The organism is Halomonas sp. AOP7-E1-9, from assembly GCF_052376035.1.
Lineage (GTDB): Bacteria > Pseudomonadota > Gammaproteobacteria > Pseudomonadales > Halomonadaceae > Vreelandella > Vreelandella citrativorans.
Genome location: NZ_JBQSVC010000033.1, coordinates 1 through 25959, shown reverse-complemented (window position 1 = coordinate 25959; position 25959 = coordinate 1). Strand labels below are relative to the sequence as shown.

General features: G+C 54.9%; 25 protein-coding genes. 12 read left to right on the top strand and 13 right to left on the bottom strand.

Annotation, left to right across the window (positions count from 1 at the left end; translation table 11 throughout):
• Nucleotides 1-53: 53 nt before the first annotated feature.
• Nucleotides 54-1301 carry an ammonium transporter gene (locus tag ACT3R4_RS15275; protein WP_193057139.1) on the bottom strand — a complete coding sequence of 416 codons (1248 nt, stop codon included), beginning with the start codon at nt 1299-1301 and terminating at the stop codon, nt 54-56.
• Between the two features lie 46 nt (nt 1302-1347).
• Nucleotides 1348-1686 (bottom strand): P-II family nitrogen regulator, encoded by a 339-nt coding sequence (locus ACT3R4_RS15270; RefSeq protein ID WP_172116897.1) that lies wholly within the window; start codon nt 1684-1686, stop codon nt 1348-1350.
• A 352-nt stretch (nt 1687-2038) separates the two neighbouring features.
• Here ACT3R4_RS15270 and ACT3R4_RS15265 point away from each other — a divergent pair, with 352 nt between their 5' ends.
• The 5 genes from ACT3R4_RS15265 to ACT3R4_RS15245 all read left to right on the top strand — a co-directional run bounded on the left by ACT3R4_RS15265 (nt 2039) and on the right by ACT3R4_RS15245 (nt 8440).
• Nucleotides 2039-2419, top strand: coding sequence for an accessory factor UbiK family protein (locus tag ACT3R4_RS15265; RefSeq protein ID WP_172116896.1), 381 nt, complete (start codon nt 2039-2041; stop codon nt 2417-2419).
• Nucleotides 2420-2618: 199 nt separating this feature from the next.
• Complete coding sequence (locus ACT3R4_RS15260; protein WP_192527781.1) at nt 2619-3539, top strand: helix-turn-helix transcriptional regulator; 921 nt, start codon at nt 2619-2621, stop codon at nt 3537-3539.
• A 114-nt stretch (nt 3540-3653) separates the two neighbouring features.
• Nucleotides 3654-5771: a TonB-dependent siderophore receptor gene (locus ACT3R4_RS15255; RefSeq protein ID WP_441678120.1), complete on the top strand. Its 2118-nt coding sequence runs from the start codon at nt 3654-3656 to the stop codon at nt 5769-5771.
• A 141-nt stretch (nt 5772-5912) separates the two neighbouring features.
• Nucleotides 5913-6794 carry an ABC transporter substrate-binding protein gene (locus ACT3R4_RS15250; protein WP_193054106.1) on the top strand — a complete coding sequence of 294 codons (882 nt, stop codon included), beginning with the start codon at nt 5913-5915 and terminating at the stop codon, nt 6792-6794.
• Between the two features lie 137 nt (nt 6795-6931).
• On the top strand, nt 6932-8440 hold the full coding sequence (locus tag ACT3R4_RS15245; RefSeq protein WP_441678123.1) for a YifB family Mg chelatase-like AAA ATPase: 1509 nt from the start codon (nt 6932-6934) through the stop codon (nt 8438-8440).
• 72 nt (nt 8441-8512) lie between these two features.
• On the opposite strand, the gene ACT3R4_RS15240 is transcribed toward ACT3R4_RS15245, so the two are convergent.
• Entirely contained in the window at nt 8513-9424 is a 912-nt protein-coding gene (locus ACT3R4_RS15240) for a LysR family transcriptional regulator (protein WP_193054023.1), read from the bottom strand.
• 89 nt (nt 9425-9513) lie between these two features.
• On the opposite strand from ACT3R4_RS15240, the gene ACT3R4_RS15235 reads away from it, so the two are divergent.
• Nucleotides 9514-10686: an MFS transporter gene (locus ACT3R4_RS15235; protein WP_193054024.1), complete on the top strand. Its 1173-nt coding sequence runs from the start codon at nt 9514-9516 to the stop codon at nt 10684-10686.
• A 135-nt stretch (nt 10687-10821) separates the two neighbouring features.
• Here the strand turns inward: ACT3R4_RS15235 and ACT3R4_RS15230 are convergent, their stop codons facing one another.
• Both ACT3R4_RS15230 and ACT3R4_RS15225 read right to left on the bottom strand, forming a co-directional pair.
• Nucleotides 10822-11400, bottom strand: coding sequence for an NADPH-dependent FMN reductase (locus tag ACT3R4_RS15230; RefSeq protein WP_172116887.1), 579 nt, complete (start codon nt 11398-11400; stop codon nt 10822-10824).
• Between the two features lie 28 nt (nt 11401-11428).
• Nucleotides 11429-12424, bottom strand: a complete 996-nt coding sequence (locus ACT3R4_RS15225; RefSeq protein WP_193054025.1) for an alpha/beta hydrolase — start codon at nt 12422-12424, stop codon at nt 11429-11431.
• A gap of 182 nt (nt 12425-12606) precedes the next feature.
• Between ACT3R4_RS15225 and ACT3R4_RS15220 the strand changes: the two genes are divergently transcribed.
• Both ACT3R4_RS15220 and ACT3R4_RS15215 read left to right on the top strand, forming a co-directional pair.
• Entirely contained in the window at nt 12607-14781 is a 2175-nt protein-coding gene (locus ACT3R4_RS15220; protein ID WP_193054026.1) for a malate synthase G, read from the top strand.
• Between the two features lie 67 nt (nt 14782-14848).
• Nucleotides 14849-15262, top strand: coding sequence for a PaaI family thioesterase (locus ACT3R4_RS15215; RefSeq protein WP_193057262.1), 414 nt, complete (start codon nt 14849-14851; stop codon nt 15260-15262).
• Between the two features lie 110 nt (nt 15263-15372).
• Here the strand turns inward: ACT3R4_RS15215 and ACT3R4_RS15210 are convergent, their stop codons facing one another.
• The 6 genes from ACT3R4_RS15210 to ACT3R4_RS15185 all read right to left on the bottom strand — a co-directional run bounded on the left by ACT3R4_RS15210 (nt 15373) and on the right by ACT3R4_RS15185 (nt 21233).
• Complete coding sequence (locus ACT3R4_RS15210) at nt 15373-16341, bottom strand: substrate-binding domain-containing protein (RefSeq protein WP_192526900.1); 969 nt, start codon at nt 16339-16341, stop codon at nt 15373-15375.
• A gap of 121 nt (nt 16342-16462) precedes the next feature.
• On the bottom strand, nt 16463-17245 hold the full coding sequence (locus ACT3R4_RS15205) for an ABC transporter permease (protein ID WP_496203801.1): 783 nt from the start codon (nt 17243-17245) through the stop codon (nt 16463-16465).
• 30 nt (nt 17246-17275) lie between these two features.
• Nucleotides 17276-17455 (bottom strand): hypothetical protein, encoded by a 180-nt coding sequence (locus tag ACT3R4_RS15200; protein WP_496203800.1) that lies wholly within the window; start codon nt 17453-17455, stop codon nt 17276-17278.
• Nucleotides 17439-18980, bottom strand: a complete 1542-nt coding sequence (locus ACT3R4_RS15195) for a sugar ABC transporter ATP-binding protein (RefSeq protein WP_192526898.1) — start codon at nt 18978-18980, stop codon at nt 17439-17441. Before ACT3R4_RS15195 ends, ACT3R4_RS15200 begins: the two co-directional genes overlap by 17 nt.
• Nucleotides 18977-20155, bottom strand: coding sequence for a Gfo/Idh/MocA family protein (locus ACT3R4_RS15190; RefSeq protein WP_192526897.1), 1179 nt, complete (start codon nt 20153-20155; stop codon nt 18977-18979). The genes ACT3R4_RS15195 and ACT3R4_RS15190 overlap by 4 nt, the downstream gene beginning before the upstream one ends.
• A gap of 22 nt (nt 20156-20177) precedes the next feature.
• A complete protein-coding gene (locus ACT3R4_RS15185; RefSeq protein ID WP_193057265.1) occupies nt 20178-21233 on the bottom strand; it encodes a sugar phosphate isomerase/epimerase family protein in 1056 nt (351 codons plus the stop codon).
• Nucleotides 21234-21610: 377 nt separating this feature from the next.
• On the opposite strand from ACT3R4_RS15185, the gene ACT3R4_RS15180 reads away from it, so the two are divergent.
• Nucleotides 21611-22660: a LacI family DNA-binding transcriptional regulator gene (locus ACT3R4_RS15180; RefSeq protein ID WP_193057263.1), complete on the top strand. Its 1050-nt coding sequence runs from the start codon at nt 21611-21613 to the stop codon at nt 22658-22660.
• Between the two features lie 22 nt (nt 22661-22682).
• Here ACT3R4_RS15180 and ACT3R4_RS15175 read toward each other — a convergent pair whose 3' ends face one another.
• Nucleotides 22683-23060 (bottom strand): DUF423 domain-containing protein, encoded by a 378-nt coding sequence (locus tag ACT3R4_RS15175; protein ID WP_193054031.1) that lies wholly within the window; start codon nt 23058-23060, stop codon nt 22683-22685.
• A 161-nt stretch (nt 23061-23221) separates the two neighbouring features.
• Here ACT3R4_RS15175 and thiS point away from each other — a divergent pair, with 161 nt between their 5' ends.
• The 3 genes from thiS (at nt 23222) to trmB (ending at nt 25031) form a co-directional block, all read left to right on the top strand.
• Nucleotides 23222-23422 (top strand): sulfur carrier protein ThiS, encoded by a 201-nt coding sequence (thiS, locus tag ACT3R4_RS15170; RefSeq protein WP_193054032.1) that lies wholly within the window; start codon nt 23222-23224, stop codon nt 23420-23422.
• A 65-nt stretch (nt 23423-23487) separates the two neighbouring features.
• Entirely contained in the window at nt 23488-24279 is a 792-nt protein-coding gene (locus ACT3R4_RS15165) for a thiazole synthase (RefSeq protein WP_087110513.1), read from the top strand.
• 8 nt (nt 24280-24287) lie between these two features.
• The gene (gene trmB / locus ACT3R4_RS15160; RefSeq protein ID WP_172116864.1) at nt 24288-25031 is read left to right on the top strand and encodes a tRNA (guanosine(46)-N7)-methyltransferase TrmB; all 744 of its coding nucleotides are present in this window, start codon (nt 24288-24290) and stop codon (nt 25029-25031) included.
• A gap of 121 nt (nt 25032-25152) precedes the next feature.
• Here trmB and ACT3R4_RS15155 read toward each other — a convergent pair.
• The coding region (locus tag ACT3R4_RS15155; RefSeq protein WP_444614773.1) for a LysR substrate-binding domain-containing protein at nt 25153-25959 on the bottom strand (807 nt) is incomplete at its 5' end.

Below are 25959 nucleotides of genomic sequence, written 5' to 3'. Positions count from 1 at the left end.
CCTCGAAAGGAAGGCCATAAGGAGCACGCCAGCTCACTTGCTTAGTATTATGCTTATTTCTTAACGCTAAACTCAGGGTAGGCTTCAAGACCACATTCCGCGATATCCACGCCTTCATACTCTTCTTCTTCGCTCACCCGGATGCCCATGATGGCTTTCAGCACCAGCCAGACCACCAGGCTTGTCAGAAACACCCAACCGAAGATACCCGCAATACCCATCATTTGAGCACTGAAGGACGCGCCATCATTGGTGATAGGCACCGCCAGCACGCCCCAGATACCCGCCACGCCGTGAACGGAAATAGCACCGACCGGATCATCCAGCTTGAGCTTATCAAGCGATACAATCGCTACGACCACAATAGCACCGCCCACCGCACCGATAATGGTGGCACCTAATGCCGTTGGCGAGAGCGGGTCAGCGGTAATCGCCACCAGGCCAGCCAGCGCACCGTTAAGCGCCATGGTCAGGTCCGCTTTACGGAACCACAGTTTGGCCAGGACCAGCGCGGCAATCACACCGCCAGCAGCGGCCGCATTGGTATTGGCAAACACCTGGGCGACGTTGTTGGCCGACTCGATATCCGAGACTTTTAGCTCAGAGCCACCGTTGAAACCGAACCAACCCATCCACAAAATGAACGTACCCAGCGTTGCCAACGGCATGTTGGCACCGGGAATGGCATGGATAGCGCCATCTTTACCGTACTTACCTTTACGCGGCCCCAGAATCAGCACGCCTGCCAGAGCAGCGGCAGCGCCTGCCATGTGAACAATACCCGAGCCAGCATAATCCGAGTAACCCACGCTGCTCAGCCATCCGCCACCCCACGTCCAGTAGCCAGAAACCGGATAGATAAAGGCGGTCATGACCACAGCGAAGGCCAAAAAGGCCCATAGTTTCATGCGCTCAGCGACCGCACCGGAAACAATCGACATGGCAGTAGCCACAAAGACAACCTGGAAGAAGTAATCAGCGCGCATGGAGTAGTACGGCGCATCTTCGCCACCCGCCAGCACTGAATCGACGCTGTTCTCAGTACCCAGCAGAAAGCCCAGGCTTGGCAAGAAGCCGCCTTCGCCGCTGGAGTACATGAGGTGATACCCCACCAGCAGATACATGGTGCAGGCAATCGCAAACAGCGCGATGTTTTTCGTCAGAATTTCAGCGGTGTTTTTAGCGCGCACCATGCCTGCTTCAAGCATGGAGAAGCCTGCGGCCATCCACATGACCAATACACCGCACATCAAGAAGTAAAACGTGTCGAGCGCGTAGCTCAGATCAGCCAGTTCGTTCATTTGTTAGTTCCCCGTTGAACTACGAAGTAGCCCGGTAAGCCCCTGTTTAAACGGCATCAACGCCGCGTTCACCGGTACGAATTCGGATAACATCGTCGAGCGGCGTGACGAATACTTTGCCATCGCCGATTTTTCCACTGTTAGCGGCATTACAAATGGCATCCATCACGCTTTCCAGGCGCGCATCGTCAACCGCTACTTCTACTTTTACCTTGGGCAGAAAATCGACCACGTACTCAGCACCCCGGTAGAGCTCGGTATGCCCTTTCTGACGCCCAAAACCTTTTACCTCTGTCACGGTAATGCCCTGCACGCCGTTGTCGGCCAGTGCTTCGCGGACATCGTCAAGTTTGAATGGCTTAATGATGGCGGTGATGAGTTTCATCCCATATCTCTCCTGCTGGATAAGTCCTGCTAGATAGCTAGCGGCATTGCCGCTGAAAATGGCGATGCTCTACTAATGCGCATACCGTGCCATTAGCTAATTTCTTATTAATTTTTAGTGACTTAACAAAACATAAGGCGCTTTTACGCACACCCTAAGATCGCGAAAGGCGTAGGGCGCAACCGATTGCACCAAAAAAGAACCGACGCGAACGGTTGGCGCACCATGACTGGGCAACGAGATAAACGAATAAATGCACCAATGCCATACGCAATACATGCGTACTGGCGGCGGGTTGCGTATCCTTAAAATAGTGCCCACTTTTAAAGCATCATTATTTAAGGAGAGAACCATGACGCCCCAGGATCGTATTAGCCGTTTGGCACAACAGATTGGCGACCGCTTACAAAATGCGTCACAAGCGCCGGAAGATATTCAGAAAGGCGTTCAACAGGTGGTTCGTGGTGCCTTTGATCGGCTGGAGCTCGTATCGCGGGAAGACTTCGATATCCTGATGGACGTTCTACAGCGCACGCGTTCGCGGGTAGAAGCCCTGGAGAGGCAAGTAGCGCAGTTGGAAGCTACGATGGAAGCGAGTCAGCCTGAGAAGCACCTACCAGTCGCCACTAAGGCCACTGAAAGCGCTCAGCCCAACGCCGATACGGATGCGCCCGCTGCCCCAAAACCGGCTGCCAGCAGCACACTGAACGACGATAAGAAAAGCGATACGTAAGCACAGTGCTGGTAACGCCTGCCGCCACCAAAATGAGAACACCTATCATTGCGTTTTAATCTACTGATGGTAGGATCACGATGATTTACGCGTTCTCTGGATAACCCACGAACCGCTCCTCTTTTCAAGCGTCGCTCTTTTGGGCGGCGTTTTCTCGCTGGGTTGATCACTGGATTACCAAGCCGCAGGGCCCCTATTGATGCCAACCTTTACGTCGTTAACGCCATCGACACTTAGCCAACTGGGCCAAACGTTCGGTATTGATTACCTGTATGCCGGTAAGGGAATTGACGACCCGATTGCCCAAGGCAGCGTGAGTGATTTGCCGCTTTCTTCTGCGCTGCATCTCACCCTCTCCGACCTTGAAGTACGCCAACGCTACGCCTCACGTTCCACACAGACGATACCCTGGTTTCTAAGCGTTGTTATAGAGGGCTGGATTGACATTACCCAAGGCCAGAAGCGGCTAACCATCGGCGCGGGGCAGGGGTTCTGCGTTCACTTTACCCCCCAGGCACCGCTGATTGTTGAACAGCCGGCGCAGCCACAGCTGCGTACTCTCAATATTGCGGTACTGGCCACGATTCCTAACGCGTTGCCTAGCGCGCAAGCACCACAGCTGCATGCCTGGGCGCCACCTTCCACACTTTTTGCTCAACTAAGCGCGACCTGCGAGACGCCACTGGATCACTGGCGGCATTCATTAGTTTGGCAAGGGCTTGCCCTACAGCTTCTTGGGCACGGCTTACCCACGCCGCCTGCCAGGGAGCCTCAATCGGCACGAGGCATGAAGGCCCGTGAACGTGAACAGCTTGCTCAATTGCATACAGAGCTAAGTAATAACCCAATGACCGATTACTGCCTAAGCGACCTGGCTCGTCGCGCAGCGATGAGCCCCAGCAGCTTGCGGCAGAAATTTAGCGCACTTTACGGTTGCTCAATTTTTGATCATCTACGCCAGTGTCGGCTTCAACAAGCCTATAGCTATCTGGAAAAAGGCTATAGCGTTCAACAGACAGCACATACTTGCGGCTACCGTCATGCCACCAATTTTACGACAGCCTTTAAGCGCCTCTTCGGTATCGCGCCCACAGAAGTAATCGGCAAGGCCAGAGCATAAGATGCGCGCCACCAACGCTGGCGTTACGCATAGCTGATTTAGCATATGGCATAGCTCAACAGGCCCTTAAAAAGCAATAATTCTCATTATTACAAACAGTAGAGACTTATTGTCATGTTTATGTGCCCACACCGCTTTTACTATCGTCAACTTGCATTATCCATTGCCTTGGCAGGGGGCTCGGTAACTGTTGCCTATGCCCAACCATCACCGGATGATGCCCAGCAGTTAACGACGGTCACCGTCACTGCTCAGCAGGCGGCTACCAAAGTCGAAACGCCCTTTATCGAGACCCCGCAAAGTGTGTCAACCATTACTCAGCAGCAGATGGAGGAGCGTGGCGTCACCACCGTCCAGCGCGCGACCGACTATACGCCAGGGGTTTACTCCAATCAGGTGGGCGCTTCAAACCGCTTTGACTATTTAGTGCTGCGCGGCTTTTCCGACGGCAGCTTAAGCAACACCTTTCTGGATGGCTTGAAGGTGATGGGCGATGCCAACTCGCACAGCTCGATGCGTATCGACCCGTGGTTTCTGGAAAGCATCGAAGTCGTTCGCGGACCTGCCTCCGTGCTCTATGGCCGCGCTTCCCCGGGCGGCATGGTGGCGCTGAGCAGCAAACGCCCAGCGTTTGAGCAAGGCGGCGAGCTGCGCTTACGGATGGGCAATCACCATCAGCGTAGCGCCGCGTTTGACCTGACCGGGCCGATTGACGAGCAGCAGCGCATAGCATTTCGCTTAACGGGTATTGCCAGCGGTGCGGACACCCAGTTCGGGTCCGCCGAAGAGCAGCGCTACGCCATCGCACCACGCCTGACATGGGACATGACCGACGACACCAGCCTAACGGTTGAAGCCTACCTGCAGGATGAACCTGAAGGCGGCTATCACTCCGGCGTGCCTTATGAAGGTGCCGTAACACCCCGCAATGGGCGTAAAATCAGCAATAATTTCTTTGACGGAGAAGAAGATTACGACGCCTACGAGCGCACCCAGCGTATGTTCGGCTACTCGCTTGAGCACCGCTTTAATGACCAGGTCACTGGCCGTCAGATGCTGCGTTACCTGAATTCGGACGTAGTACTCAATCAGGTATATGGCTTTGGCTGGACATCGCCCACTTCCAATGAGTTAACCCGCTATTACTCCGGCAGCGACGAGTCCCTTGAAGCATGGACCATCGACAATCAGCTTGAAGCTCGATTTGATAGCGCTGCTATGGCGCATACACTGCTCTTTGGCGTGGACTACCAGCAGCGCGAAAACAACGTGTCATGGCCTTCCGGTGCCTTCCAGCCCATTAACGCCTTTGAGCCCGTTTATGGCGATGATCCCGTCGCATTTTATGCCCCTACTCGGGAACAACATAACATTGAACAGACCGGTGTTTATCTACAGGACCAAATTGCGCTTAATAACTGGCGCTTCACGCTGGGCGGACGCTATGACTGGGTAAGCATTGATAACACGAACAAGGATACCGACGCTTCAAGCTCACTAAACGATACTCAGCTTAGCGGCCGTGCGGGCGTGGTGTATCTATTCGATAACGGCGTAGCGCCTTACTTGAGTTACTCCACCGCGTTTACGCCCACAAGCTTTGTGGATGAAAGCGGCGATTTGCTCTCGCCCATGGAAGGCGAGCAGTGGGAAACCGGGGTGAAGTACCAACCCAGCGGTAGCGCCAACCAGTACAGCGCGGCCATTTTCCATATCAGCCAGGAAAACGTAGCCACCAAAGAGCAGCCCTCTGACCCTTACCGCGCCGTGGGTGAAATTGAATCCCAAGGACTTGAGCTGGAAGCCCAGACCCAACTGACCGAAACGCTCTCGCTTCAGGCAGGCTATAGCTTTACCGATATTACCTACGCTAAAAGTAACGACGGCAACCAGGGCAACAATGCGATTTACTCGCCCCGGCACCAGCTACAGGCATGGGGACATTATGAAGCGAACAGCGGCTGGCTAAACGGCGTGGATGTAGGCGTTGGTGTGAGGCATTACGCGGATATCGCCGCAGACCGCGCAAATACCGAAAGCGTACCCGACTACACGCTGGTCGATGCCACCATCGGCTACGACCTCAGCCATGTGGGCGTTAACGACGTCGAAACCCGCCTTAACGTCAACAACGTACTGGATAAATCCTACGTAGCGTCATGCAACTCGCTGGATTACTGCTACTTTGGCGCTGAGCGCGGGATTACAGCAAGCGTTCACTACCGTTTCTAAACACTTAAGAGAGCCGCTGAGCCCCGTCGCCCTGTTTAACCACACGTCGTCGGGGTTTAGCTAACGACAAGCCTGCACGGCGTTGCAAGCAAGAAAGATTATCGTTTAAATAAAGCTCTTCTTTCAAAATGGCTCTTTCTCATGCGCCGTACCGTGACGCTTTTTTTCGCCCGAGCCGCGCTTCTGCTCACCAGCCTGCTAGCATTTACCAGCGCCCATGCCCAGTTTGCCACGGTGGATTGGACCATTGCCGAGACGTTGGTGGCTATCGACGCGCCGATCAGCGGCGTGGCCCAACAGAAGGACTACTACGACTGGGTCGGCGAGCCGCGACTTCCAGAAGGTGTGGCCGACCTTGGGCTGCGCACCCAGCCCAATTTTGAATTGTTGGCCCAGCTGGCTCCCGAGCAGATATTGATCTCGCCGATGTTTGCTGCACTCACGCCTCGTCTGGAGCGCATCGCACCGGTAACCTCCATTCCGCTTTACTCTCCCGGCGCCGATACCTGGCAGGAAATCCAGGCATTAACGCGCCAACTGGGTGAGCTCACCGAGCGACAGCCCCAGGCAGAACAGTTAATTGCCGACACACAGACGCTAATGGCATCACTACGTGAAGCGCAACCTGACACCGCACCGCTATTGATGGTGCAGTTTATGGATGCACGCCATGTGCGGATCTTCGGGGATAACAGCCTTTACAATGCGGTGCTTGAGCAGCTTGGCCTGGACAATGCCTGGGACCAACCCACCAACGCCTGGGGGTTCGCCTTAGCAGGTATCGAAGTGCTTGCCCGCTATTCAGAAGCGACGCTGGTAATTGTTGACCCGGTGCCCATGGGCGTAGAAGAAGAGCTGGCAGAAAGTGGCCTGTGGCAACAGCTGCCCGTTGTGCAAAGCGGCAACTTTTTGCGCCTGCCACCCGTATGGAGCTTTGGCGCACTGCCCTCAGCCCAGCGCTTTGCCCGTGTGTTGGCTACCGCCCTGGATGACTTTTCCCGCCACAACCAGCCCACTCCTTAGAAATGACGTTCGCACTTCGCGTCATATTCCCGCCAAAATCATAACGCTGAAAACCCTGCCTGCTATCAAAGTTTTCTTAGTTGCGTTAAGTTAACCGCTAACGTCAAGTAGAATTAGGAAATAAGCGAGGAAGCGGAATGACCTTAGCCATTGTGGCCACGCGTGCGGGCGTGGGCCTGGATGCACCAGCCGTCCATGTAGAAGTACATCTTGCCAACGGCTTACCGGGGCTTACGCTGGTTGGGTTACCCGAAACAGCAGTCAAGGAAAGTCGTGAACGCGTGCGTAGCGCATTGGTTAATGCCGGGTTTGATTTTCCCAACACCCGGCGCATTACGCTCAACCTGGCGCCTGCGGACCTTCCCAAGGAGGGAGGCCGGTTCGATTTGCCCATCGCACTCGGCATTCTTGCGGCCTCAGGCCAGATTCCAGTAGACGCGCTAGAAGGCATGGAGTGCGCGGGCGAATTGGCGCTGGACGGCAAGCTGCGCGCCGTACCCGGTATGCTTCCTTTCGCGCTGGCAACGCGCCGGGCCGGAAACGCTCTGATCATTCCTCGCGCCTGCGCCGACGAAGCCGCACTAGCCGGTGACTTACCGGTACTACCAGCGGATACGCTTTGGCAGGTCGTTGCTCACCTACTTGGGCAGGAGAAAATCCTGCCCCACCGCCTACCCGCCTCAGTAAAAACCACCACGCCAATGGCCGATTTAGCCGATGTACGCGGCCAGCAACAGGCGCGTCGCGCGCTGGAAGTCGCCGCGGCGGGAGGCCACAATTTATTGTTCGCAGGCCCGCCTGGCACGGGTAAAACCATGCTGGCCAGCCGCCTGCCGGGCATTCTACCGCCGCTTTCAGAAGAAGACGCCTTGGCGGTCGCCGCCGTGCGCTCGGTATGTGGGCTGTCGCTGGATGCTGACTGGGGCAAGCGCCCATTTCGCCAACCGCATCATAGCGCCAGCGCCGCTGCGCTGGTGGGCGGTGGCTCAAAACCCAAACCAGGAGAAATCTCGCTTGCCCATCACGGTGTGCTTTTTTTAGACGAGCTGCCGGAGTTCTCCCGCAACGTGCTAGAAGTTCTGCGCCAGCCACTGGAGACAGGCGAAATACATCTGGCCCGGGCCAGCCACGAACGCCGATACCCGGCTCAGTTTCAATTGGTAGCCGCCATGAATCCTTGCCCTTGTGGGCATTTGGGCGACCCACGCCAGCGTTGCCAATGCACCGCTAGTCAGATTCAGCGCTACCAGGCGCGGCTTTCCGGCCCGCTGTTGGATCGTATTGATCTACAGGTCGAAGTACCTGCGCTTCCGCCCGAGCAGTTGACCGCCCAAACTCAGGGCGAATCATCAGAAGCAGTGCGCGAGCGCGTTATGGCCGCAAGAGAGCGCCAAATGGCGCGCGGCGCACTCAACAGCCAGTTAAGCGGTAAAGCCCTGGAAGCCGCCTGCGCACTTGACGATGAAGAGCGCGCCTGGCTTGCCAGCGTTCTGGAAAAACTCAAGCTCTCCGCCCGCGCCTACCACCGCGTGCTACGCGTAGCGCTGACGCTGGCTGATCTACAGGGCGAGCCCAAGCCCTCCCAAGCACACCTGATCGAGGCCATTGGCTATCGGCAGCTGGATAGGCTGTTGAAGGGTGCTTAATGAAGTGGCTGAGCAGCGTATATAGTTCTCTGAATTAGGCATTGCCTGTCAGGTCATCAAATTATAGGTATGTCATTGCTTACCTGGCAGCGAAAAATCCAGGCACTTCTTATCAATCAACGTTTCCAGTGCTACTACAACAGGGCTTTCAGAAGCGGTAACAAGGATAAGCGGGCAATTGGATGCAATATCTGCCAAGGGGACTGCGACTAAACTGGACGAAATTTCAGCCACACTCTTAGGCAGCACGGCTATGCCAATCCTGGCCATGGCGAAGCAAAGCATGCTTGAAATATCAGGCACCTCTAAAGCATTCGCCAATGATAGCCCGGCACTCTCTGACAAGCATTCGATCTGACGTCGAAGAAAGGTTTGCTGGGTGGCAGGTTGTAAAAGTAATCGCTCGTTACTCAAGTCTTTAAGAAAGAGTCGATGGGTTTGGGCAAGATGGTGGTCTGGATGGATGAGGACATAAAGTGGCTCTTCTCCCAAGAGATGTTTTCTCAAGCCCTTGGTAGCCGTTTCAGGTATATCTGCTCTTAAAACAGCCGCATCCAGATGGCCCGAACGCAGCGAGGAAAGGTGGTCAAGCGCATTTCCGTAATGAAGCTGAAGTGTAAGATGAGGCCTTTTTTCAAGCACTGTGGCCAGCGCGGAGGTAAACACTGGCGAAAAAATAGCGCTCGCAGAGTAACCTATGTGGAGAGAACCGGCTTCACCGGCATCAGCTTGTCGAACAAGGCTCAGGCTTTGCCTTGCCGATGATAAAAGATTAATCGCCTCTATCAAGAAAACCTCACCTGCACGCGTTAGCTGTACCCCATGCGTATTTCTTAAAAATAGCTTTACATCTAGCACCTCTTCTAAATTTTTTATTGTTTGACTAAGTGGCGACTGAGTTATGTGTAAACGCTCGGCCGCCCGTCTAAAGTTAAGCTCCTCTGCTACTGCCACAAAATAACGTAACTGTTTAAGCTCAAACATAAAACCACTCACCGTGAGATAAAAAAAGACATTCCATCTAAACAAAAACTTATATAGCTTAATAGAACTTCTAAACAGAGCTTTAAATTATGCGCATTTTTATAACATTAGCATCATTTAGCGCATTCTTTAACTTATACCAAACTCAAGCTATTTATCCTTGGCTGGCAGCTCGATATGCTGTAGAAATATCCCAAGCGGGATGGCTAAGCATGGCTAGTCTCTTTGGCATGATGCTATGCGCCCCCTTTGCCAGCAAACTAACCTATAAGTTGCCTCCCAGAAAAACAATCATCTTTGGACTCTATACATTAATAACCCTTAATGCATGTATAGCTATAAGTACAACGCTGGAAACTCTTTTTCTCATACGCTTTTTCCAAGGTATCATATTGCCCTGCATCCTGACGTCTGGAATGACGATAATAGGTCAGGCGCAATGTAAGGAAAGGCGCACTAAGTGGATTGGCTGCTATGTTACTGGAACAATCATGGGCAGCACATTGAGCCGATTTTATCCTGCCTTCGCTATCGACACTATGGGCTGGCAGTGGGGCTTTATATCCTGTGCAGGGCTACTACTTTTAGCCTTGCTCATCATGGCGCATGAAAAACACGTTAACACCATTACCGCAACGACTAACAATGATGACGAAAAAATATTTTATTTAACACAACTTAGGCACGCACTGTCTGATAAAACGCTTATAATGATCTACAGCATAGGCTTCGGGATTTTATTTACACAAAGCTCGGTCTTTACTGCTTTAGGCATCGCACTATCTTATCCCCCCTACAGTAAAACGGCTGGAGAAATAGGGCTTATCTATCTAGCCTGTTTACCTGCAATAATTGCAGTTATCACCGTACCAACGATGTATACATCTAAGAACGAGACGCTGCTCTTTATAATTTTACTGGCATTGCTTTGGGGTTCTATGCTTCTAATGACGAAGAATTATTACCTGGTCATTTTTAGTGTACTTCTCTTCTCAATAGCTACCTATCTATTGCAAGCTTTAACGACGGCAATGCTAAGCCAAGTGCGTAAAGTACCGGTCAACTTTGCCAGCGGTGTATACCTTTTCTTTTACTACGGAGGAGGAGCGCTAGGGGCAATATGTTCCGCGACGCTTTATAGCGCCGGGGGCTGGGCGGGGGTAACAATCGCTATTATGATGGTTCACGCCTTAATATTGGCACTATTACTATGGTTAACAGCCGCTTTCAATAAAAAGAAGCCCTGCACCATATCGCATTAATATCCGTTCAAACAATATCAGTCGAGTATAGGAATACACGGGCAATGTAGCACAGATGGGAGCCTGGCGTGACGCAACGGCCCCACGCCAGGCCCCGCCATCAAAGTGCCCCTTAAGGCGCTTCGCGATGCAGTTTTAACGACGCGTACACGCCAGCATATCCACCAGCCGCTGGCAGAGCGCATCCAGTTTTTTGCTATTGGCTTCTTCGATAAACGTGCCCGCTTCATCAAAAGCGGTGTGCGCTTTGGAGAGCGACATGGGCTGGGGCAGTACGATCAAGCCTAGATTGGCGAGCAACTGTTGGGCCAGCGGCATCGCACGAATGCCGCCTAACCCACCAGGCGAGGCCGACACCAGCGCAGCCCACTTGCCTGAATAAAGTGCCAGGCCCGGCGTGTCTTCATAAGGGCGAGACAGCCAGTCCAGCGTGTTCTTCAAAAGCGGGGTGATAAAGCCGTTGTATTCCGGCGAGGCGATAAACAGCGCTTGGTGATCAGCCAGCAGTTCGCGCAGTTTAAGCACGTTCTCCGGAACGCCTTGGGTTTCAATATCTTCATCAAACAGAGGGCACGGGTAGTCTTTCAAATCCACAAACGTGGCCACGCCGCCCAATGCCTCAATGCGCTTGGCAACCAGCCGCGCCAACTGTTTGTTGTGTGAATCCTGGCGGCTGCTTCCAGCAAATACTAATACCTTGGGTACTACGCTCATTCGATTGGGCTCCTTAGTAACAGGCTATTTAGGGTTCGACAGGCTCATGCGGCCCGCCAGGCATCTGGTCAATAAACGTGTTGATAGCGCTAAACAAGGCCTCGCGAATCGGCTCTGCTTCGTTAACTAAATGGTGGCGTGCTTCCGGATGGTAGTGAATCTCGGCAGCGGTAAATTTTTGTGCTAAAACGGTCAGGTTCCACTGCCAATCAACCGTTAAATCCTGCTCACCCTGCAAAATCAATGTTGGCACGTCGACAGACTCAAGCGCTAGCAGGCGTGGCATCCAGCGCCGCATGGCACTTACCCACGCCACACTTAAGCGCTCGGGCTGCAGTGGGTCGTGATCACGCAGAAATTCGGTAAACGCTTCGTCGGTTGAGTTGGGCCGAAATTTACGCGGAATATCCTTTAAGAACGGGCTAGCGATAAGGTGCATCCAACTCGCCTGAGTCCACCGCCAAGGGCGTACCAACGGCGCGAGCAGCACTAGGCCATCCCAACCGGCCTCTTCGCGCCGGGTGAGCGCGTCGGTTGCAAGAATCGCACCCCCGGTACTCTGCCCAACACCCAACCACGGCCTGGGAGCTATGCCTAGCGTGATCAGGGTGTTTTGCATGTAGGTAAGGCAGTGCTGATAGTCGTCAAAATCTTCAATTTCTGCGCGCGGGCCGCTCGAAAGCCCATGACCCGGCAGGTCCCATAGCACTACCCGCCAGCCCTTGGCCAACAGGTGCGTTAACAGGTGACGATAAAGGCCTAAATGGTCAAAGTAGCCGTGCACCACAAAGGCTGTGCCTGATGGATTGGGTGGGCTCCATACCTGGCACCACAAGGCAAAGCGGCCGGTATCGATAAAGCCTGCATGTACCTCATCGGTGCTTTCAAAGAGTGCTTCCAGACCATAATGCAGAAAATAGCCCTTCACGACGTCCCACAGCGCTTCACCCGGCACTAATCGGGAAAAGACTGATTCGCCTGCCGTTTGCCGAAACAAACTTTCCATCTGTTGGAAATCCTGCATCCAAACCTCTCTATGAGCGCCCTGTTTTCTTATCATTTGGTCGAGCATTGTGCCGCTTTAACGTCTACGCTGTTTACATGCCTGCACAGTTGTGGAAGTATTTTCCATAAATGTATTTTGCGCTTATTTTACTCTGGCCGTGGCCATTCACCACCCACGGGCACCTTCACAGGAGAAACCCCATGAGCGAGCGTATCACGCGCCACCGTTTGCAGGTGGCCACCGAGCTGGACCGCTTTATTAACGAGCAGGCACTACCTGGCACGGGCGTTGATGAAAGCGCCTTCTGGGCCGGTGTCGATGCCCTGTTCCATGATCTGACCCCAAAAAATAAACAATTGCTAGCAGAGCGTGATGCGCTGCAAGAAAAAATTGATGCATGGCATCGTGAGAACCCCGGCCCCGTTAGCGACATGCCAGCCTACCGGGCGTTTTTGAAAGAGATCGGCTACCTGGCCGACCTGCCTTCCAACGTAAAAGCGACCACCGCCAATGTCGACCGCGAAGTTGCCATACAGGCAGGTCCACAGTTGGTGGTGCCGGTAAGTAACGCCCGCTATGCCCTGAATGCGGCGAATGCGCGCTGGGGCAGTCTTTATGACGCGCTCTACGGCACCGACGCTATTTCCGAGGAAGACGGCGCGGAAAAAGGCACACGCTTTAACCCCAAGCGCGGCGCTAAAGTCATTGCCTATGCGCGAGGCGTTCTGGACCGTGCGGCGCCCTTGGCCACCGGTTCCCACCGCGACGCAGTTAAATACGCGATTCGTGACGGTCATTTGGTCGTTACGCTGGAAGGCGGCCGGGAAACAGGCCTAAAAGATTCCGGCAAGCTGATTGGCTTTACCGGTGAAACGTCCGCTCCTGAGACGATTCTGCTAGCCAATAATGGCCTGCACCTGGAAATCCAGATCGATGCCAGTCACGCCATTGGCAAAACTGACCCGGCGGGCGTAAAAGACGTCGTCGTTGAAGCCGCGCTCACCACCATTATGGACTGCGAAGACTCCGTGGCTGCCGTGGATGCCGAAGACAAGGTAGGCGTTTATAGCAACTGGCTCGGCCTGATGAAGGGCGATCTGGAAGAGAACATCGACAAGGGCGGTAAAACCTTCGCCCGTAAGCTGCACGCTGACCGCACCTGGAACACCACCGAAGGCGGCAAGGTGACCCTACCCGGCCGTTCGCTGATGTTTGTGCGTAATGTGGGCCATTTGATGACCACGCCCGCGATTCTGGATGAGGAGGGCAACGAGTTGCCGGAAGGTATTCTCGATGCCGTGGTTACCTCGCTGCTGGCCCTGCACGATCTTAAAAAAGATGCCGACCAGCCGCGTAACTCGCGCACCGGATCGGTGTATATCGTCAAGCCGAAGATGCACGGTCCTGCCGAGGCTGCATTTGCCAACGAACTGTTTGGCCGCGTAGAAGATATCCTTGGCATGAGCCGCGACACCCTAAAGATGGGCATCATGGACGAAGAGCGCCGCACCACGGTCAACCTCAAGGCGTGTATTGCCGAGGCCTCTTCACGCGTGGCGTTCATCAACACCGGCTTCCTGGACCGCACCGGCGATGAGATGCACACCGCCATGGAAGCAGGCCCCATGGTCCGCAAGGGCGACATGAAATCCGCCGCGTGGATTACCGCCTACGAGAAGAGCAACGTACAAGTAGGCCTTGCTTGCGGTCTACGCGGTCGCGCCCAGATCGGTAAAGGCATGTGGGCTATGCCCGATTTAATGCACAACATGCTGGAACAGAAAATCGGCCATCCAAAAGCCGGTGCCAACACCGCTTGGGTACCTTCACCCACGGCCGCTACCCTACATGCGTTGCACTATCATCAGGTAAATGTCACCGACGTTCAGCGCGAGCTTGAAGCGCTGGGCGAGCCCGACTTCCTGGACGACTTACTCAGCGTCCCAGTGGCGGAAAACCCTAACTGGTCAGATGACGAGATTCAGCAAGAGCTGGATAACAACTGCCAAGGCATTCTGGGTTACGTGGTACGCTGGGTAGAGCACGGCGTGGGCTGCTCCAAAGTGCCGGATATTCACGATGTAGGCCTGATGGAAGACCGCGCCACGCTGCGTATTTCCAGCCAGCATATTGCCAACTGGCTGCATCACGGCATTGTCGATGCGCCGCGCGTAGAGGAAACCCTCAAACGCATGGCGAAAGTGGTCGATGAGCAAAACGCAGGCGACCCCACTTACACCGCGATGAGCAGTCACTTTGAGGACTCCACCGCGTTCAAGGCAGCATCGGATTTAATTTTCAAAGGCCGCGTACAGCCGTCGGGCTACACCGAGCCGCTCCTTCACGAGTGGCGCCAGGTGCATAAAGCGAAGTAAATTCGTTTTATGGTACAACTAGCCCTAAGGCATATGCCTTGGGGCTTTTTTATGAAGGACAACAACAATGACCATCATGACTGTCGAACAGATCGAGCACTTTCTGGATGAGGTGTTTCCCCAGCGAATGGGCAGAGTTGAAAGCGTAGGCGAGATGTGTGCCACGATGCGCTTAAAGGTAGGTTATGAACACCTGCGCCCCGGCCCCCGAGTAAGCGGCCCTACGATGATGGGCTTTGCCGATGTGGCGCTGTATGTGGCGATCCTTGCTCAAATCGGCCCTGAACCCATGGCGGTGACCAGCGACTTAAACTGTCACTTCCTGCGCGCAGCTTCAGGCGAACACGACATTATCGCCCACGCTAAACTGATCAAGCTGGGCCGCCGTTTAGCGGTGGGTGAAGTGCAGATATTCTCCGCAGCCGATGAACGCCGCCCAGTTGTGCACGTCACCGCAAGCTATGCCTTGCCCGCTACGTAGCAGCCGACAAACGGGGTAAGCAGCGATCGTAGAGAATAGCTTGCAAAAAAACGCCCCGGGCCCTGGCTATCAAGAAGCCAGGGCCCGGGGCGTTTTGGCGGCTAGAACGCTTAGTAAGCGGCTTCTGGCTCGTAGTACTCTTCTACATTGTCGAGGGTGATCAGGTCAGCGTTAAGGATGAGCCGTGAAGGTACGCCGTGGTACATATCGCCCAGATGCTCGCCTTTCACGCCGTGTACCGCTAGCGCCATGGCAGAGGCAATCATGTTCGGCGGATAGGTAACGGTGCCTTTAACCATCGGGTGCTCGTCACGGATCATTTCAATCACGCGCTGAGAACCGCCACCGCCCACAATCAGTTGGATATCGTCGCGGTTGTTTTCATCAACCGCCTGAAGCGCCGAGATCAATACGTCATCGTCACCCGCCCAAATGGCATCTACTTCCGGGTTACTGCCCAGCAGGTCTTCCGTTACGCTAAGCGCCTGCTGTGGGTTCCAGTTGGTCGTTTGAGAGGCCAGGATATTGATGTTGGGGTAGTTTTCCATCACCCGGTTAAAGGCATCGACACGCTGGCTGTTGATGGGGATGGGCGGGCCTTCCAGCACCAGAATATTGCCCTCGCCGCCCAACTCTTCAGCGATATAACGCGCGGCGTGCTCGCCTAAGCCTGGGTTATCGCCCGCAATAAAGACGTTTTGCGCAGGCGTTTCAAGCTCGCGGTCCACCACAACGGTATAGATGCCTTCATCGTAGGCTTCAGAAATAACCGCCTGAAGCGTTGCCGGGTCGTGGGGAAGAATGACCAGCGCATCCAGGTTGCGGATCATCAAATCTTCCACGTTAGAGACCTGGGCCGTGCCGGAGTTGGCGGAAAGTACCGTAAAACTGACATCCGGATACTCCTCACTTAGGTCGTTGGCGGCTTGCTGTGCCCACCATAAAAGGCCTGCGGTCCAGCCATGGTCAGCGGACGGCACGGTGACGCCAATATGGTAGTCATCGGCCAGCGCCAGGCTGGACGTACTCGCTATGGCCGTTGCCAGCGCGGCAGTCTTGAAAAGGCGTGATAGTGTCATTGTTATTGCTCCCTTTCTAACGTACATCGTGGATGGGCGAGCCAACCCCGCCCAGTGTGATCGTCGGCCCTGTTTGGGCATAGCGACCGAAAAGACCGTTTTTAACGTCCGCTTTTACAAGTCAGGCACGCTTGTACTGCAGCAGTACCGCCAGCAAAATGACGCCGCCCTTGACCAGCCCCTGCAAATAAGGGGAAACGCCGGTCAGGTTAAGCATATTGTTGATAATGCCTAGAATCAGCGCGCCGATGACCGTGCCCCATATCGAGCCGCGCCCACCGGAAAGCGCCGTGCCTCCTATGACAACGGCGGCAATAGCATCCAACTCATAAAAGTAGCCCGCATCACTCGGGCTTACCGAGTTGAGCCGCGAGGTCAGCATGATGGCCGAAAGCCCCACGCAAATGCCCGCAATCACAAAGGTGGAGAGCACAATGCGCTCAACCCGGATGCCCGAATAGCGTGCTACCTGAGGATTAGCGCCCACCGCGCACACATGCCGCCCGTAAGGGGTATGAAACAGCAACACATGAGCGATGATCGCCAAACCAAAGAACACGATCACCGGAACCGGAATGCCCAGCAAAAAGCCGCCGCCCACGCTTGAGAAGTGCGGATTGGGGGTAGAAACCACTGCTGCATCGGTGAAGTAGAGCGCCAGCGAACGAAAAATCGACATACTGGCAAGCGTTACCACAAAGGCCGCTATGCGCCCTCGGGTGACTAACAGGCCGTTGAATAGCCCTAACAACCCGCCCGCAGCGATAGCGGCCAACAGGCCGAGAAGCACCGCCTGAATGGGGTCACTAATGCTATTGACGATATACAGGATAACCACGCCCACCAGCGCCACCATCGACCCCACCGACAGATCGATCCCGCCGGCGATAATCACAAAGGTCATGCCGATAGCGATAATGCCGGTATAGGAGACCTAGCGCATTACGTTGGAAATATTGCGCGTATTAAGAAAATATTCGCTGGCGATGGACGACACCACGAACAGCAAAATCAGCGCCACCAGCGGGGCCAGAATCGTCGCGTTAAGGGGCAGCCTGCGCAGGCCTTGGCGTGCAACGCTCCCCATTGTCTTGGTATTAGGCGGTTGAGCCATCTTGATTCCCCACTTGTTCACGGTTGGCGTGCTGCCGTGCGCCAGCGGCATACAGCATTATTTGTTCTTCATTGATCTCGTCACCGTTAAGCTCAACGGCTATTTGCCCCTCGCGAATCACTAACACCCGATCCGCAATACCAATGACCTCTTCAAGCTCAGAGGAGATCACGACAACAGCTTTATTTTGTTCGGTAAGGTCGCGAATCAACCGGTAAATCTGCTGTTTGGCGCTGATGTCGATGCCGCGGGTGGGCTCATCGAGCATCAGGATATCGGGCTCAATATCAAGCAGCTTCGAGAAGTAAACCTTCTGCTGGTTACCACCGCTCAACAGGCTCACCGGCGCCGCGAGGTTGGATGCCTTGATGGCCAAGCGCTGCTGGTAATGTTCAGCTTGACGCCGTTCAGCGCGATGTTTGATAAACCCGCGCACATAGCGTTTCAGGCTAAGGGCGGTAATGTTCTGCATGACGTTAAACGAGAGAATCAGCCCCTTACCCTGGCGGTCTTCCGACAGATACGCCAAGCCGTGGGCGTGGGCTTCGCTGGGTGACCGAAGATCAACAAGCTCGCCATCGATAAATATCTCGCCCTGCTCTTTACGGTGCAGCCCCATGATGGTTTCAGCAATTTCGGTGCGCCCCGCACCTACTAACCCGGCAAGTCCCAACACTTCGCCACGGCGTACTTCAAGGTTGATGTCCTTGAGCTTGCCTTTAAGGCTTAAACCCTGCACACGCAGCGCGGGCGGCGTATTGTCAGCACGTTGCGCAAGCTTCTCAGGGTAAATTTGTGACAGCTCACGCCCAACCATTTTGCGCGCCATGTCCTCTTCATTAAGCGCCGCGGTCTCGCACAGTTCTACTTGTTGGCCGTCCCGTAAAATCAGCAGCCGGTCACAGAGGTCTTTGACCTCTTTTAGCTTGTGAGAAATAAACAGAATCGTGACGCCCTTGGCGACCAGCGCGCGCACCACGTTAAACAGCACTGCGACTTCGCGGTCGGTCAGCACCGTGGTGGGCTCATCCAGAATCAGCAGTCGCGCGTCGTTAACCAGCACCCTGGCCACTTCTACCATCTGCTTTTGGGCAACGCTTAGCCGCTCGATGGGAAGTTCAGGGTCCAGGTCCACTTCTAGCGAGCTGAGCAGTTGCTGGGTGCGTTTACGCATGCCTGCGTGGTCAAGAAAACCATGACGGCGTACTTCCTGGCCGAGAAAGACATTTTCGTAAACACGCAGCGTGGGGATTAAATTGAATTCTTGGGGGATCATCGCCACGCCGTGAGAACGCGCCGTAATCGGATCCAATGCGCTGAATATCTGGCCATTCAGGTGAATCGCACCCACCGTTGGCGTGTAAATACCGCTGATGATCTTTAACAGAGTGGATTTTCCGGCGCCATTTTCCCCCAGAATACCCAGCACTTCGCCCGGCATAACGGAAAGGGAAATATCATTCAGTACTTGAACGGGGCCGAAGGCTTTACCGATCCCTTCAAGCTTTAAAATAGGCTCACTCATGGGGCGCCCCCAGAAGCGCCTGACGCTTTACTCAGATGCAGCGGCGTCCAGCTACCCTCCGCCTCGTGTGAGGTAATCGCGGCGGCAATAAAGCGCATGCCATCCACACCGTCTTCAATGCCGGGCAACCAGGATGGGTACTCGCCTGATGTGTACCCATCGGCCAGCGCCTGATACAGGTTGGCAAAGGCTTCAATGTAGCCTTCCGGATGCCCGCCCGGCACACGCACGCCTTGAGCGATATTCGCGCTTAGCCAGTCATCGCGCCGCGTTAAGCGCTGGCTTGGCCCATTAAGCGGTTTCAGCCACAGCTCGTTGGGCTGCTCCTGAGCCCATTGCAGGCTGGCTTTCTCACCGATGATGCGAATGGTTAGCGCGTTCTCATAACCAGCGGCCGTCTGGCTTGCCCACAGCATGCCTCGCGCACCGCCATTGAAGCGCAGCAGCGCCTGAACGTTATCGTCCAACGCCCGCCCCGGCACGGCGGTCACCAGCTCAGCGCTGACCTCACTGACGCGCTGGCCGCTTATAAACTGGGCCAACTGAAACGCGTGCACGCCAATATCACCCAAGCAGCCCGCCGCCCCTGCCTGAGCAGGGTCTAGCCGCCAGGCAGCCTGGCGGTTATCAGCTTCCGGGGGTTCGCTTAACCACTCCTGAATATACTCGACCTGTACATGGCGAAGCTGCCCCAGCACGCCTTCGGCAATCAGTTCACGGGCATGCTGAACCAGTGGATAACCCGCATAGTTGTGCATTAATACAAAGTGGCGAGCGCTTTTCTCAGCCGCTTGCGCCAGCTGTTCGGCTTCCTCAACGCTGAACGTCATGGGTTTTTCACACACCACGTGAAAGCCCGCTTCCAGGCTTGCCAGCGCCGCCGGGTAATGCAGGTGGTTAGGCGTCACAATCGCCACGACCTGCGCACCATCTTCACGAGCGGCTTCGCCTGCCAACAGCGCGGCGTAGTCGGTATAGCAACGCTGCTCATCAATACCTAACTCGCTGGCGGTCGCCAGGTTGCGCTCGGCCTGGGATGAAAAAGCCCCGGCTACCAGCTCAAAACGGTCGTCCAGGCGCGCCGCCATACGGTGCACACCGCCGATAAAAGCCCCCTGGCCGCCGCCTATCATGGCGAGGCGAAGTCTGCGCGGCGTGTTATTGATTATTGTCATGAAGTAATCCCTGAGCGTTAATTTAACCGAGGCCCAGCAGCGTGCGGTTGGCCTGGCGATCCGTTCCGGTATCGGCAAAATCATCAAACGCGCGGTCGGTCACCTGAATGATGTGCTCGTTCACGAACGTGACGCCTTCCGCCGCGCCCTGCTCAGGATGTTTGAGCGCGCACTCCCACTCGATGACTGCCCAGCCATCAAAATCGTACTGGGCCAGTTTCGAGAACACCGCTTTGAAATCCACCTGCCCGTCGCCCAAGGAGCGAAAGCGGCCTGCCCGCTCGACCCAAGAAGTGTAGCCGCCGTAAACGCCCTGCTGGGCGGTAGGATGAAACTCGGCATCCTTGACATGAAACATGTGGATATAGGGGTGATAGCGGTCAAGAAAGGCAAGGTGATCAAGCTGCTGGAGCACTAAGTGCGAAGGGTCATACAGCATGCAGCAGCGCGGGTGATGGTCCACTGCGGCTAGAAAACGCTCAAAGGTCGCGCCATCGTGCAGGTCTTCACCGGGATGTATCTCAAAACATAAGTCCACACCCGCCGCATCGAAGGCATCCAGAATAGGGCGCCAGCGTTTGGCAAGCTCGGCAAAACCCTCTTCAACCAGCCCTGCGGGGCGCTGCGGCCACGGGTAAAGAAACGGCCAAAGCAGCGAGCCGGAGAACGTGGCATGGGCCTTCAAACCCAGATTGGCGCTGGCCTGGGCAGCAAGCTTTAGCTGTTCGACAGCCCAGGCTTGGCGCGCGACCGGGTCGCCGTGCAGTTCAGGCGGGGCGAAGCCATCAAACAGGCTGTCATAAACCGGATGCACGGCCACCAATTGGCCCTGCAAATGCGTCGAAAGCTCGCAAATTTCCAAGTCATATTGCGCTAGAAGCGCTTGGACTTCCTGGCAATACACCTGGCTTTCTGCCGCTCGTTCAAGATCAAAAAACCGCTTATCCAGCGTGGGCATTTGCAGCGCTTTAAAGCCCAGCTCCGATGCCCAGCGAGCAATATTTTCCAGGCTATCGAAAGGCGGCTCGTCACCAATGTACTGGGCTAGAAAGAGCGCGGGCCCTTTAAGGGTCTTCATCATCGACCTCATTTGTTTTGTTGTTTTGGCGTCAGCAATCAGTGCTGAAAGACACAATGTAATGGATTACATTTCAGCAGAGCAACGCACATCGGTCAAGCGCGTCAAAAAGGGGGATATAAAATGGATAACGCACTGCTGTAAAAGGGCTTTAAATCTTAAACCTCTCGGTAAGCGCTTATATTTTAGACTAAAGAATAAATAAAAAGAGGGAATAAATAGCCGCATAATTAACGCGCTAATAGTAAGGATGCGTTTATATATTGTGGTTAACACTGCTAGAATTTGGATGTAAACATTTACATTCTAGTTAGTAGTGCGCCAACACTGTCTTTAACCGCCCACTTTCAGGCGCGTTTTTTCAGGACCATCGTTCAATGCTTAACACCCAGGTAACGAGCAAACAGCCGCATAGCGTGCCGACGATTAAAGACGTGGCGAAAGCGGCGGGCTGTTCGACAGCGACCGTATCACGCGCCCTGGCAACGCCTGAAAAAGTCAGCGATGCCACTCGCAAGCGGGTGAATCAGGCAATTGCTCAGGTGGGCTATTCGCCCAACATTGCCGCACGCAACTTGCGCCGCGCGGAGTCCAAAACCATCGTGGCGCTCTTGCCGGATATTTCGAATCCGTTCTTCTCCGAGATTATTAGCGGCATGGAGGATGTTGCCCATCAGGCGGGTTATCAGATACTGATTGGCGACTGCGAACACGACCCTGCGCGTGCTGAGGCCTACTTTCGGCTGCTTTCCACCAACCAGGCCGATGGTATTGTGCTGTTGACCTCCGAGATTCCCAAAGCGCTGGTCAAGCAAGCGGATAATCAAGCGGACTTTCCGTTGGTCATGGCGTGTGAATTTTTTAGCGATATCGACCTGCCGTTAATTGCTATCGACAACCATCAAGCCAGCTGTCAGGCGATTGATTACCTGGTGTCGCTCGGCCACCGACGTATTGCCACGCTTTCCGGCCCGGCGAACAACCCTATTTGCGAGGAGAGAAACCGCGGCTACCGCGATACGCTCGCGGCCCATCAATTGAGCAATGAAGCGCGTATTGCAGAGGGTAACTTTGGCTTTCGCTCCGGGTATCAGCAGGGGCTAGCCCTGCTGGAGGGGAAAACGCCCCGACCCACCGCAATTTTTTGTCATAGTGACGAGATGGCGGTTGGTGTGCTGAAAGCCGCCCGCCAGTTGGGTATTAGCGTGCCCGACCAGCTGTCGGTTGTCGGCTTCGATAATATCGGCCTGAGTGAATACTGCGACCCGGAACTGACGACCATTAGCCAGCCGCGCAATGAAATCGGCCAGCAGGCCATGCAGTTGCTGCTCCACCTTTTGCGCGGCGAGCAGCCCATTCGGCATCAGACGCTAAGTAGTCACTTGATCGTGCGTAAAAGCACTGGGCGGCTTAAAGGTCAGCCGTAAAAAGTCTACCGGGGCTTCTTGATTAAGGGCTTCTGATCACCGCTACCGCCAGCATCAGCCACCCGGCAATCAGTAAAACGCCACCAATAGGCGTCACGATGCCTGCATTCAAACCGGCCATCGCCATGGCATAAAGCGAGCCGGAGAAGCCCACGATTCCCAAGCCCCACAGCGCAACTGGCCACTGCCAGCCCTTGAAACCGAACACACGCTGACCGACCAGTACCGCCATTATCGCCAGTGTGTGCCAGGCCTGGTAGCGCACGCCGGTTTCGGCCGCGTGCACCAACTCCGCCGATACTCGCGCGGCCAGACCATGAGCAGCATACGCGCCCACCATGACCGTGATAGCTCCAGAGAGCGCTACCAGGCACCAAATGATTCGTTCGCTACGTTGCATTATTGCTCCTTTCAAGGTGTTAGCGCGCCTGTGTAAGCACGCGTACGACTCGGCATACCTTGCGCCGCAGGAAACCGCTACAATAGAGGCACTTTTTGGTATTTCGCTAGGGTTAGCCCTAACTCTTATAGACCCCATGCCTCGATAGACGAGACGCCCTTATGCAAATTCAACTCAATGGCGAGCCTTACGCGCTGGAAGCGGGCCTGACGGCTGCGGATCTAATCGATCAATTGGCGCTTACGGGTCGGCGGGTCGCGGTAGAGATCAACGAAGAGATTGTGCCACGCAGCCAGCTAGCGATCACTCCCTTGGCCGAGGATGACCAGGTTGAAGTGGTGCACGCCATTGGCGGTGGCTAGCCCGCAGCTCTCATGATTCTTCCACTGGCTACGCCCTATTTCTTGCGCTTTATCCAGGATTCGCTATGACACTTCAAAACGATGCGCCGTTTACTATCGCCGGACGTAATTTTAGTTCTCGCCTGCTGGTCGGCACCGGCAAATATAAAGACTTCGACGAGACCGGTGCGGCGATTGCCGAAAGCGGCGCCGAGATTGTGACCTTTGCCGTACGCCGTACCAACCTAGGCCAGGAAGCCGGACCCAACCTGCTCGACGTGATTTCGCCGTCGCGCTATACCCTGCTGCCCAACACGGCAGGCTGCTACACCGCCAAAGACGCCGTGCGCACTTGTCGCCTGGCCCGCGAACTGCTGGATGGCCACAAGTTGGTCAAACTGGAAGTACTGGGCGATGAGACCACGCTTTACCCCAATGTCGTCGAAACGTTAAAGGCTGCCGAAACGCTGTTGGCCGATGGCTTTGACGTCATGGTGTACACCAGCGACGACCCCATTGTGGCACGTGAGCTTGAAGCCATGGGTTGCTGCGCCATCATGCCGCTGGGCTCGCTGATTGGTTCAGGCCACGGCATTCAGAACCCACACAACGTGCGCCTGATTGTGGAACAAAGCAGCGTACCGGTGCTGGTGGATGCCGGTATCGGCACGGCGTCCGACGCGGCCATGGCCATGGAACTGGGTTGTGATGGCGTGCTGTTGAATACCGCCATTGCCCACGCTCGTGAACCGCTGCGCATGGCGCGCGCTATGAAGAGCGCCGTAGAAGCCGGGCGCGATGCTTTCCTGGCCGGGCGCATGCCGCGCCGCCAAACGGCAGACCCTTCATCACCTTTTGCTGGCCGCATTAACGGTTAAGAGATCTTATGACTGATATTAAAAGTACCGACGAGTCCTCAACCGGGCCAGAAAGCGCTGAAGCGCCGCTGCATCGTCGCGGTATTAAAAGCTATGTAATCCGTGCTGGGCGCATGACTCAAGCCCAGAACCGGGGCCTTGAAGACGTATGGCCACGCTTTGGCCTAACGATTGACGACGGCCTGCAGGACCTGACCGCACTATTTGGCCGGGAAGCCCCCCGCGTGGTTGAAATCGGTTTTGGCATGGGTAATTCGTTGATCGAGCAGGCCGAAACCCACCCGGACACCGACTTTATCGGTATCGAAGTACATTCGCCGGGCGTCGGCAAGCTGCTGGATGAAGTGGACAAGCGCGGCCTGACCAACCTGCGCATCTACAAGGAAGACGCGCTGGCCGTACTGGAGAAGTGCCTGCCGGAAGGCTCAATCGACACCGTGCAGCTGTTTTTCCCCGACCCTTGGCCGAAGAAAAAGCACCACAAGCGGCGCATTGTGCAGCCCGCGTTTGTCGAACTGATTCGTACACGCTTAAAACCCGGCGGCACCTTCCACATGGCGACCGACTGGGAAGCGTATGCCGAATGGATGGCCGAGGTAATGGAAGCCGCTCCCGGCTACGCCAACACAGCCGATGCCGACACGGCGCCCTATGTACCCCGCCCCGCCTTCCGCCCACTGACCAAGTTTGAAGCCCGTGGCGAGAAGTTGGGCCACGGCGTGTGGGATCTGATTTATCGGCGCGAGGCGTAAGTTACTGCTTTCGGCCACCTTCGCCTGCCAGGCGTAACATTGGGCAAGTGATGCTTCCCATAAAACGTCGGCAGGTGCCCCGCCAGTGGCTTCTCTTTGCCCTATATTTCCCTTTACTGCTTTATGTTTCCCTTTTTACATTAAGGGACGTTAATATTTCCATTTTATGCAAGCTATCGATTTCGGCGTATATTTCTTCGCAGAAGGATTCGGCTACGTTGCTTAACGGCTTGTGTTTAGATTTAAGCAAGGCAATTTCCCATTCGATGGTGGGTTCCATCGCCTTTGACACGACGGCTGTTCCCGGCAGCAGTAGTTCTGCAACAGGATCAATGACGGCGACGCCAAGTCCTCGGTCAACCAATGCACACACCCCTCGCATATGGCGCATTTCAGCCGCCATATGTCTTTTGATATTCACTGTTTGCATCATGTAATCCACACGGGCACGCAGAGGGCTATCTGCCATCAGCTCAACAAATGCCTGATTCTGCAAACTAGACAGCGATATAACGTCCTGCTCCGCGAGTGGATGGGTGCGGTGCATGATGCAGCGCGCAGAACAGCGCGCCAGACTTGTGACCTTTGCGCCGTAGGTATCCGCTTCAAGCGTAATTCCCAATGCTACGTCGCAGGTATTGTTGTCGATCATTTTAAGCAACTCTTGTAAACCTGCATCAATCAATCGCACGCCTACATTAGGGTGTTTTTGTTTAAAGCGCTTAATAACGTCGAGTAAAAAGGTATCGCAAAAAATGGGTTGAGCAGCGACGACAATACTGCCCAGCTGATTGTTGGAAATTGCATCCGCATCTTTCTGAGTATCTCGAATACTCGCCATAAGCCTTAAGACAGAGGCGTGGTATAAAAATGCTTCGGATGTGGGTGAAAGCTGATTACGCGTTCGTTTAAATAATGCAAAACCCAA

Bases quoted from the DNA above. Each gene is read 5' to 3' on its own strand.
- ACT3R4_RS15275 (WP_193057139.1), bottom strand. From the start codon at position 1,301: ATGAACGAACTGGCTGATCTGAGCTACGCGCTCGACACGTTTTACTTC.
- ACT3R4_RS15270 (WP_172116897.1), bottom strand. From the start codon at position 1,686: ATGAAACTCATCACCGCCATCATTAAGCCATTCAAACTTGACGATGTC.
- ACT3R4_RS15265 (WP_172116896.1), top strand. From the start codon at position 2,039: ATGACGCCCCAGGATCGTATTAGCCGTTTGGCACAACAGATTGGCGAC.
- ACT3R4_RS15260 (WP_192527781.1), top strand. From the start codon at position 2,619: ATGCCAACCTTTACGTCGTTAACGCCATCGACACTTAGCCAACTGGGC.
- ACT3R4_RS15255 (WP_441678120.1), top strand. From the start codon at position 3,654: ATGTTTATGTGCCCACACCGCTTTTACTATCGTCAACTTGCATTATCC.
- ACT3R4_RS15250 (WP_193054106.1), top strand. From the start codon at position 5,913: ATGCGCCGTACCGTGACGCTTTTTTTCGCCCGAGCCGCGCTTCTGCTC.
- ACT3R4_RS15245 (WP_441678123.1), top strand. From the start codon at position 6,932: ATGACCTTAGCCATTGTGGCCACGCGTGCGGGCGTGGGCCTGGATGCA.
- ACT3R4_RS15240 (WP_193054023.1), bottom strand. From the start codon at position 9,424: ATGTTTGAGCTTAAACAGTTACGTTATTTTGTGGCAGTAGCAGAGGAG.
- ACT3R4_RS15235 (WP_193054024.1), top strand. From the start codon at position 9,514: ATGCGCATTTTTATAACATTAGCATCATTTAGCGCATTCTTTAACTTA.
- ACT3R4_RS15230 (WP_172116887.1), bottom strand. From the start codon at position 11,400: ATGAGCGTAGTACCCAAGGTATTAGTATTTGCTGGAAGCAGCCGCCAG.
- ACT3R4_RS15225 (WP_193054025.1), bottom strand. From the start codon at position 12,424: ATGCAGGATTTCCAACAGATGGAAAGTTTGTTTCGGCAAACGGCAGGC.
- ACT3R4_RS15220 (WP_193054026.1), top strand. From the start codon at position 12,607: ATGAGCGAGCGTATCACGCGCCACCGTTTGCAGGTGGCCACCGAGCTG.
- ACT3R4_RS15215 (WP_193057262.1), top strand. From the start codon at position 14,849: ATGACCATCATGACTGTCGAACAGATCGAGCACTTTCTGGATGAGGTG.
- ACT3R4_RS15210 (WP_192526900.1), bottom strand. From the start codon at position 16,341: ATGACACTATCACGCCTTTTCAAGACTGCCGCGCTGGCAACGGCCATA.
- ACT3R4_RS15205 (WP_496203801.1), bottom strand. From the start codon at position 17,245: ATGACCTTTGTGATTATCGCCGGCGGGATCGATCTGTCGGTGGGGTCG.
- ACT3R4_RS15200 (WP_496203800.1), bottom strand. From the start codon at position 17,455: ATGGCTCAACCGCCTAATACCAAGACAATGGGGAGCGTTGCACGCCAA.
- ACT3R4_RS15195 (WP_192526898.1), bottom strand. From the start codon at position 18,980: ATGAGTGAGCCTATTTTAAAGCTTGAAGGGATCGGTAAAGCCTTCGGC.
- ACT3R4_RS15190 (WP_192526897.1), bottom strand. From the start codon at position 20,155: ATGACAATAATCAATAACACGCCGCGCAGACTTCGCCTCGCCATGATA.
- ACT3R4_RS15185 (WP_193057265.1), bottom strand. From the start codon at position 21,233: ATGAAGACCCTTAAAGGGCCCGCGCTCTTTCTAGCCCAGTACATTGGT.
- ACT3R4_RS15180 (WP_193057263.1), top strand. From the start codon at position 21,611: ATGCTTAACACCCAGGTAACGAGCAAACAGCCGCATAGCGTGCCGACG.
- ACT3R4_RS15175 (WP_193054031.1), bottom strand. From the start codon at position 23,060: ATGCAACGTAGCGAACGAATCATTTGGTGCCTGGTAGCGCTCTCTGGA.
- thiS (WP_193054032.1), top strand. From the start codon at position 23,222: ATGCAAATTCAACTCAATGGCGAGCCTTACGCGCTGGAAGCGGGCCTG.
- ACT3R4_RS15165 (WP_087110513.1), top strand. From the start codon at position 23,488: ATGACACTTCAAAACGATGCGCCGTTTACTATCGCCGGACGTAATTTT.
- trmB (WP_172116864.1), top strand. From the start codon at position 24,288: ATGACTGATATTAAAAGTACCGACGAGTCCTCAACCGGGCCAGAAAGC.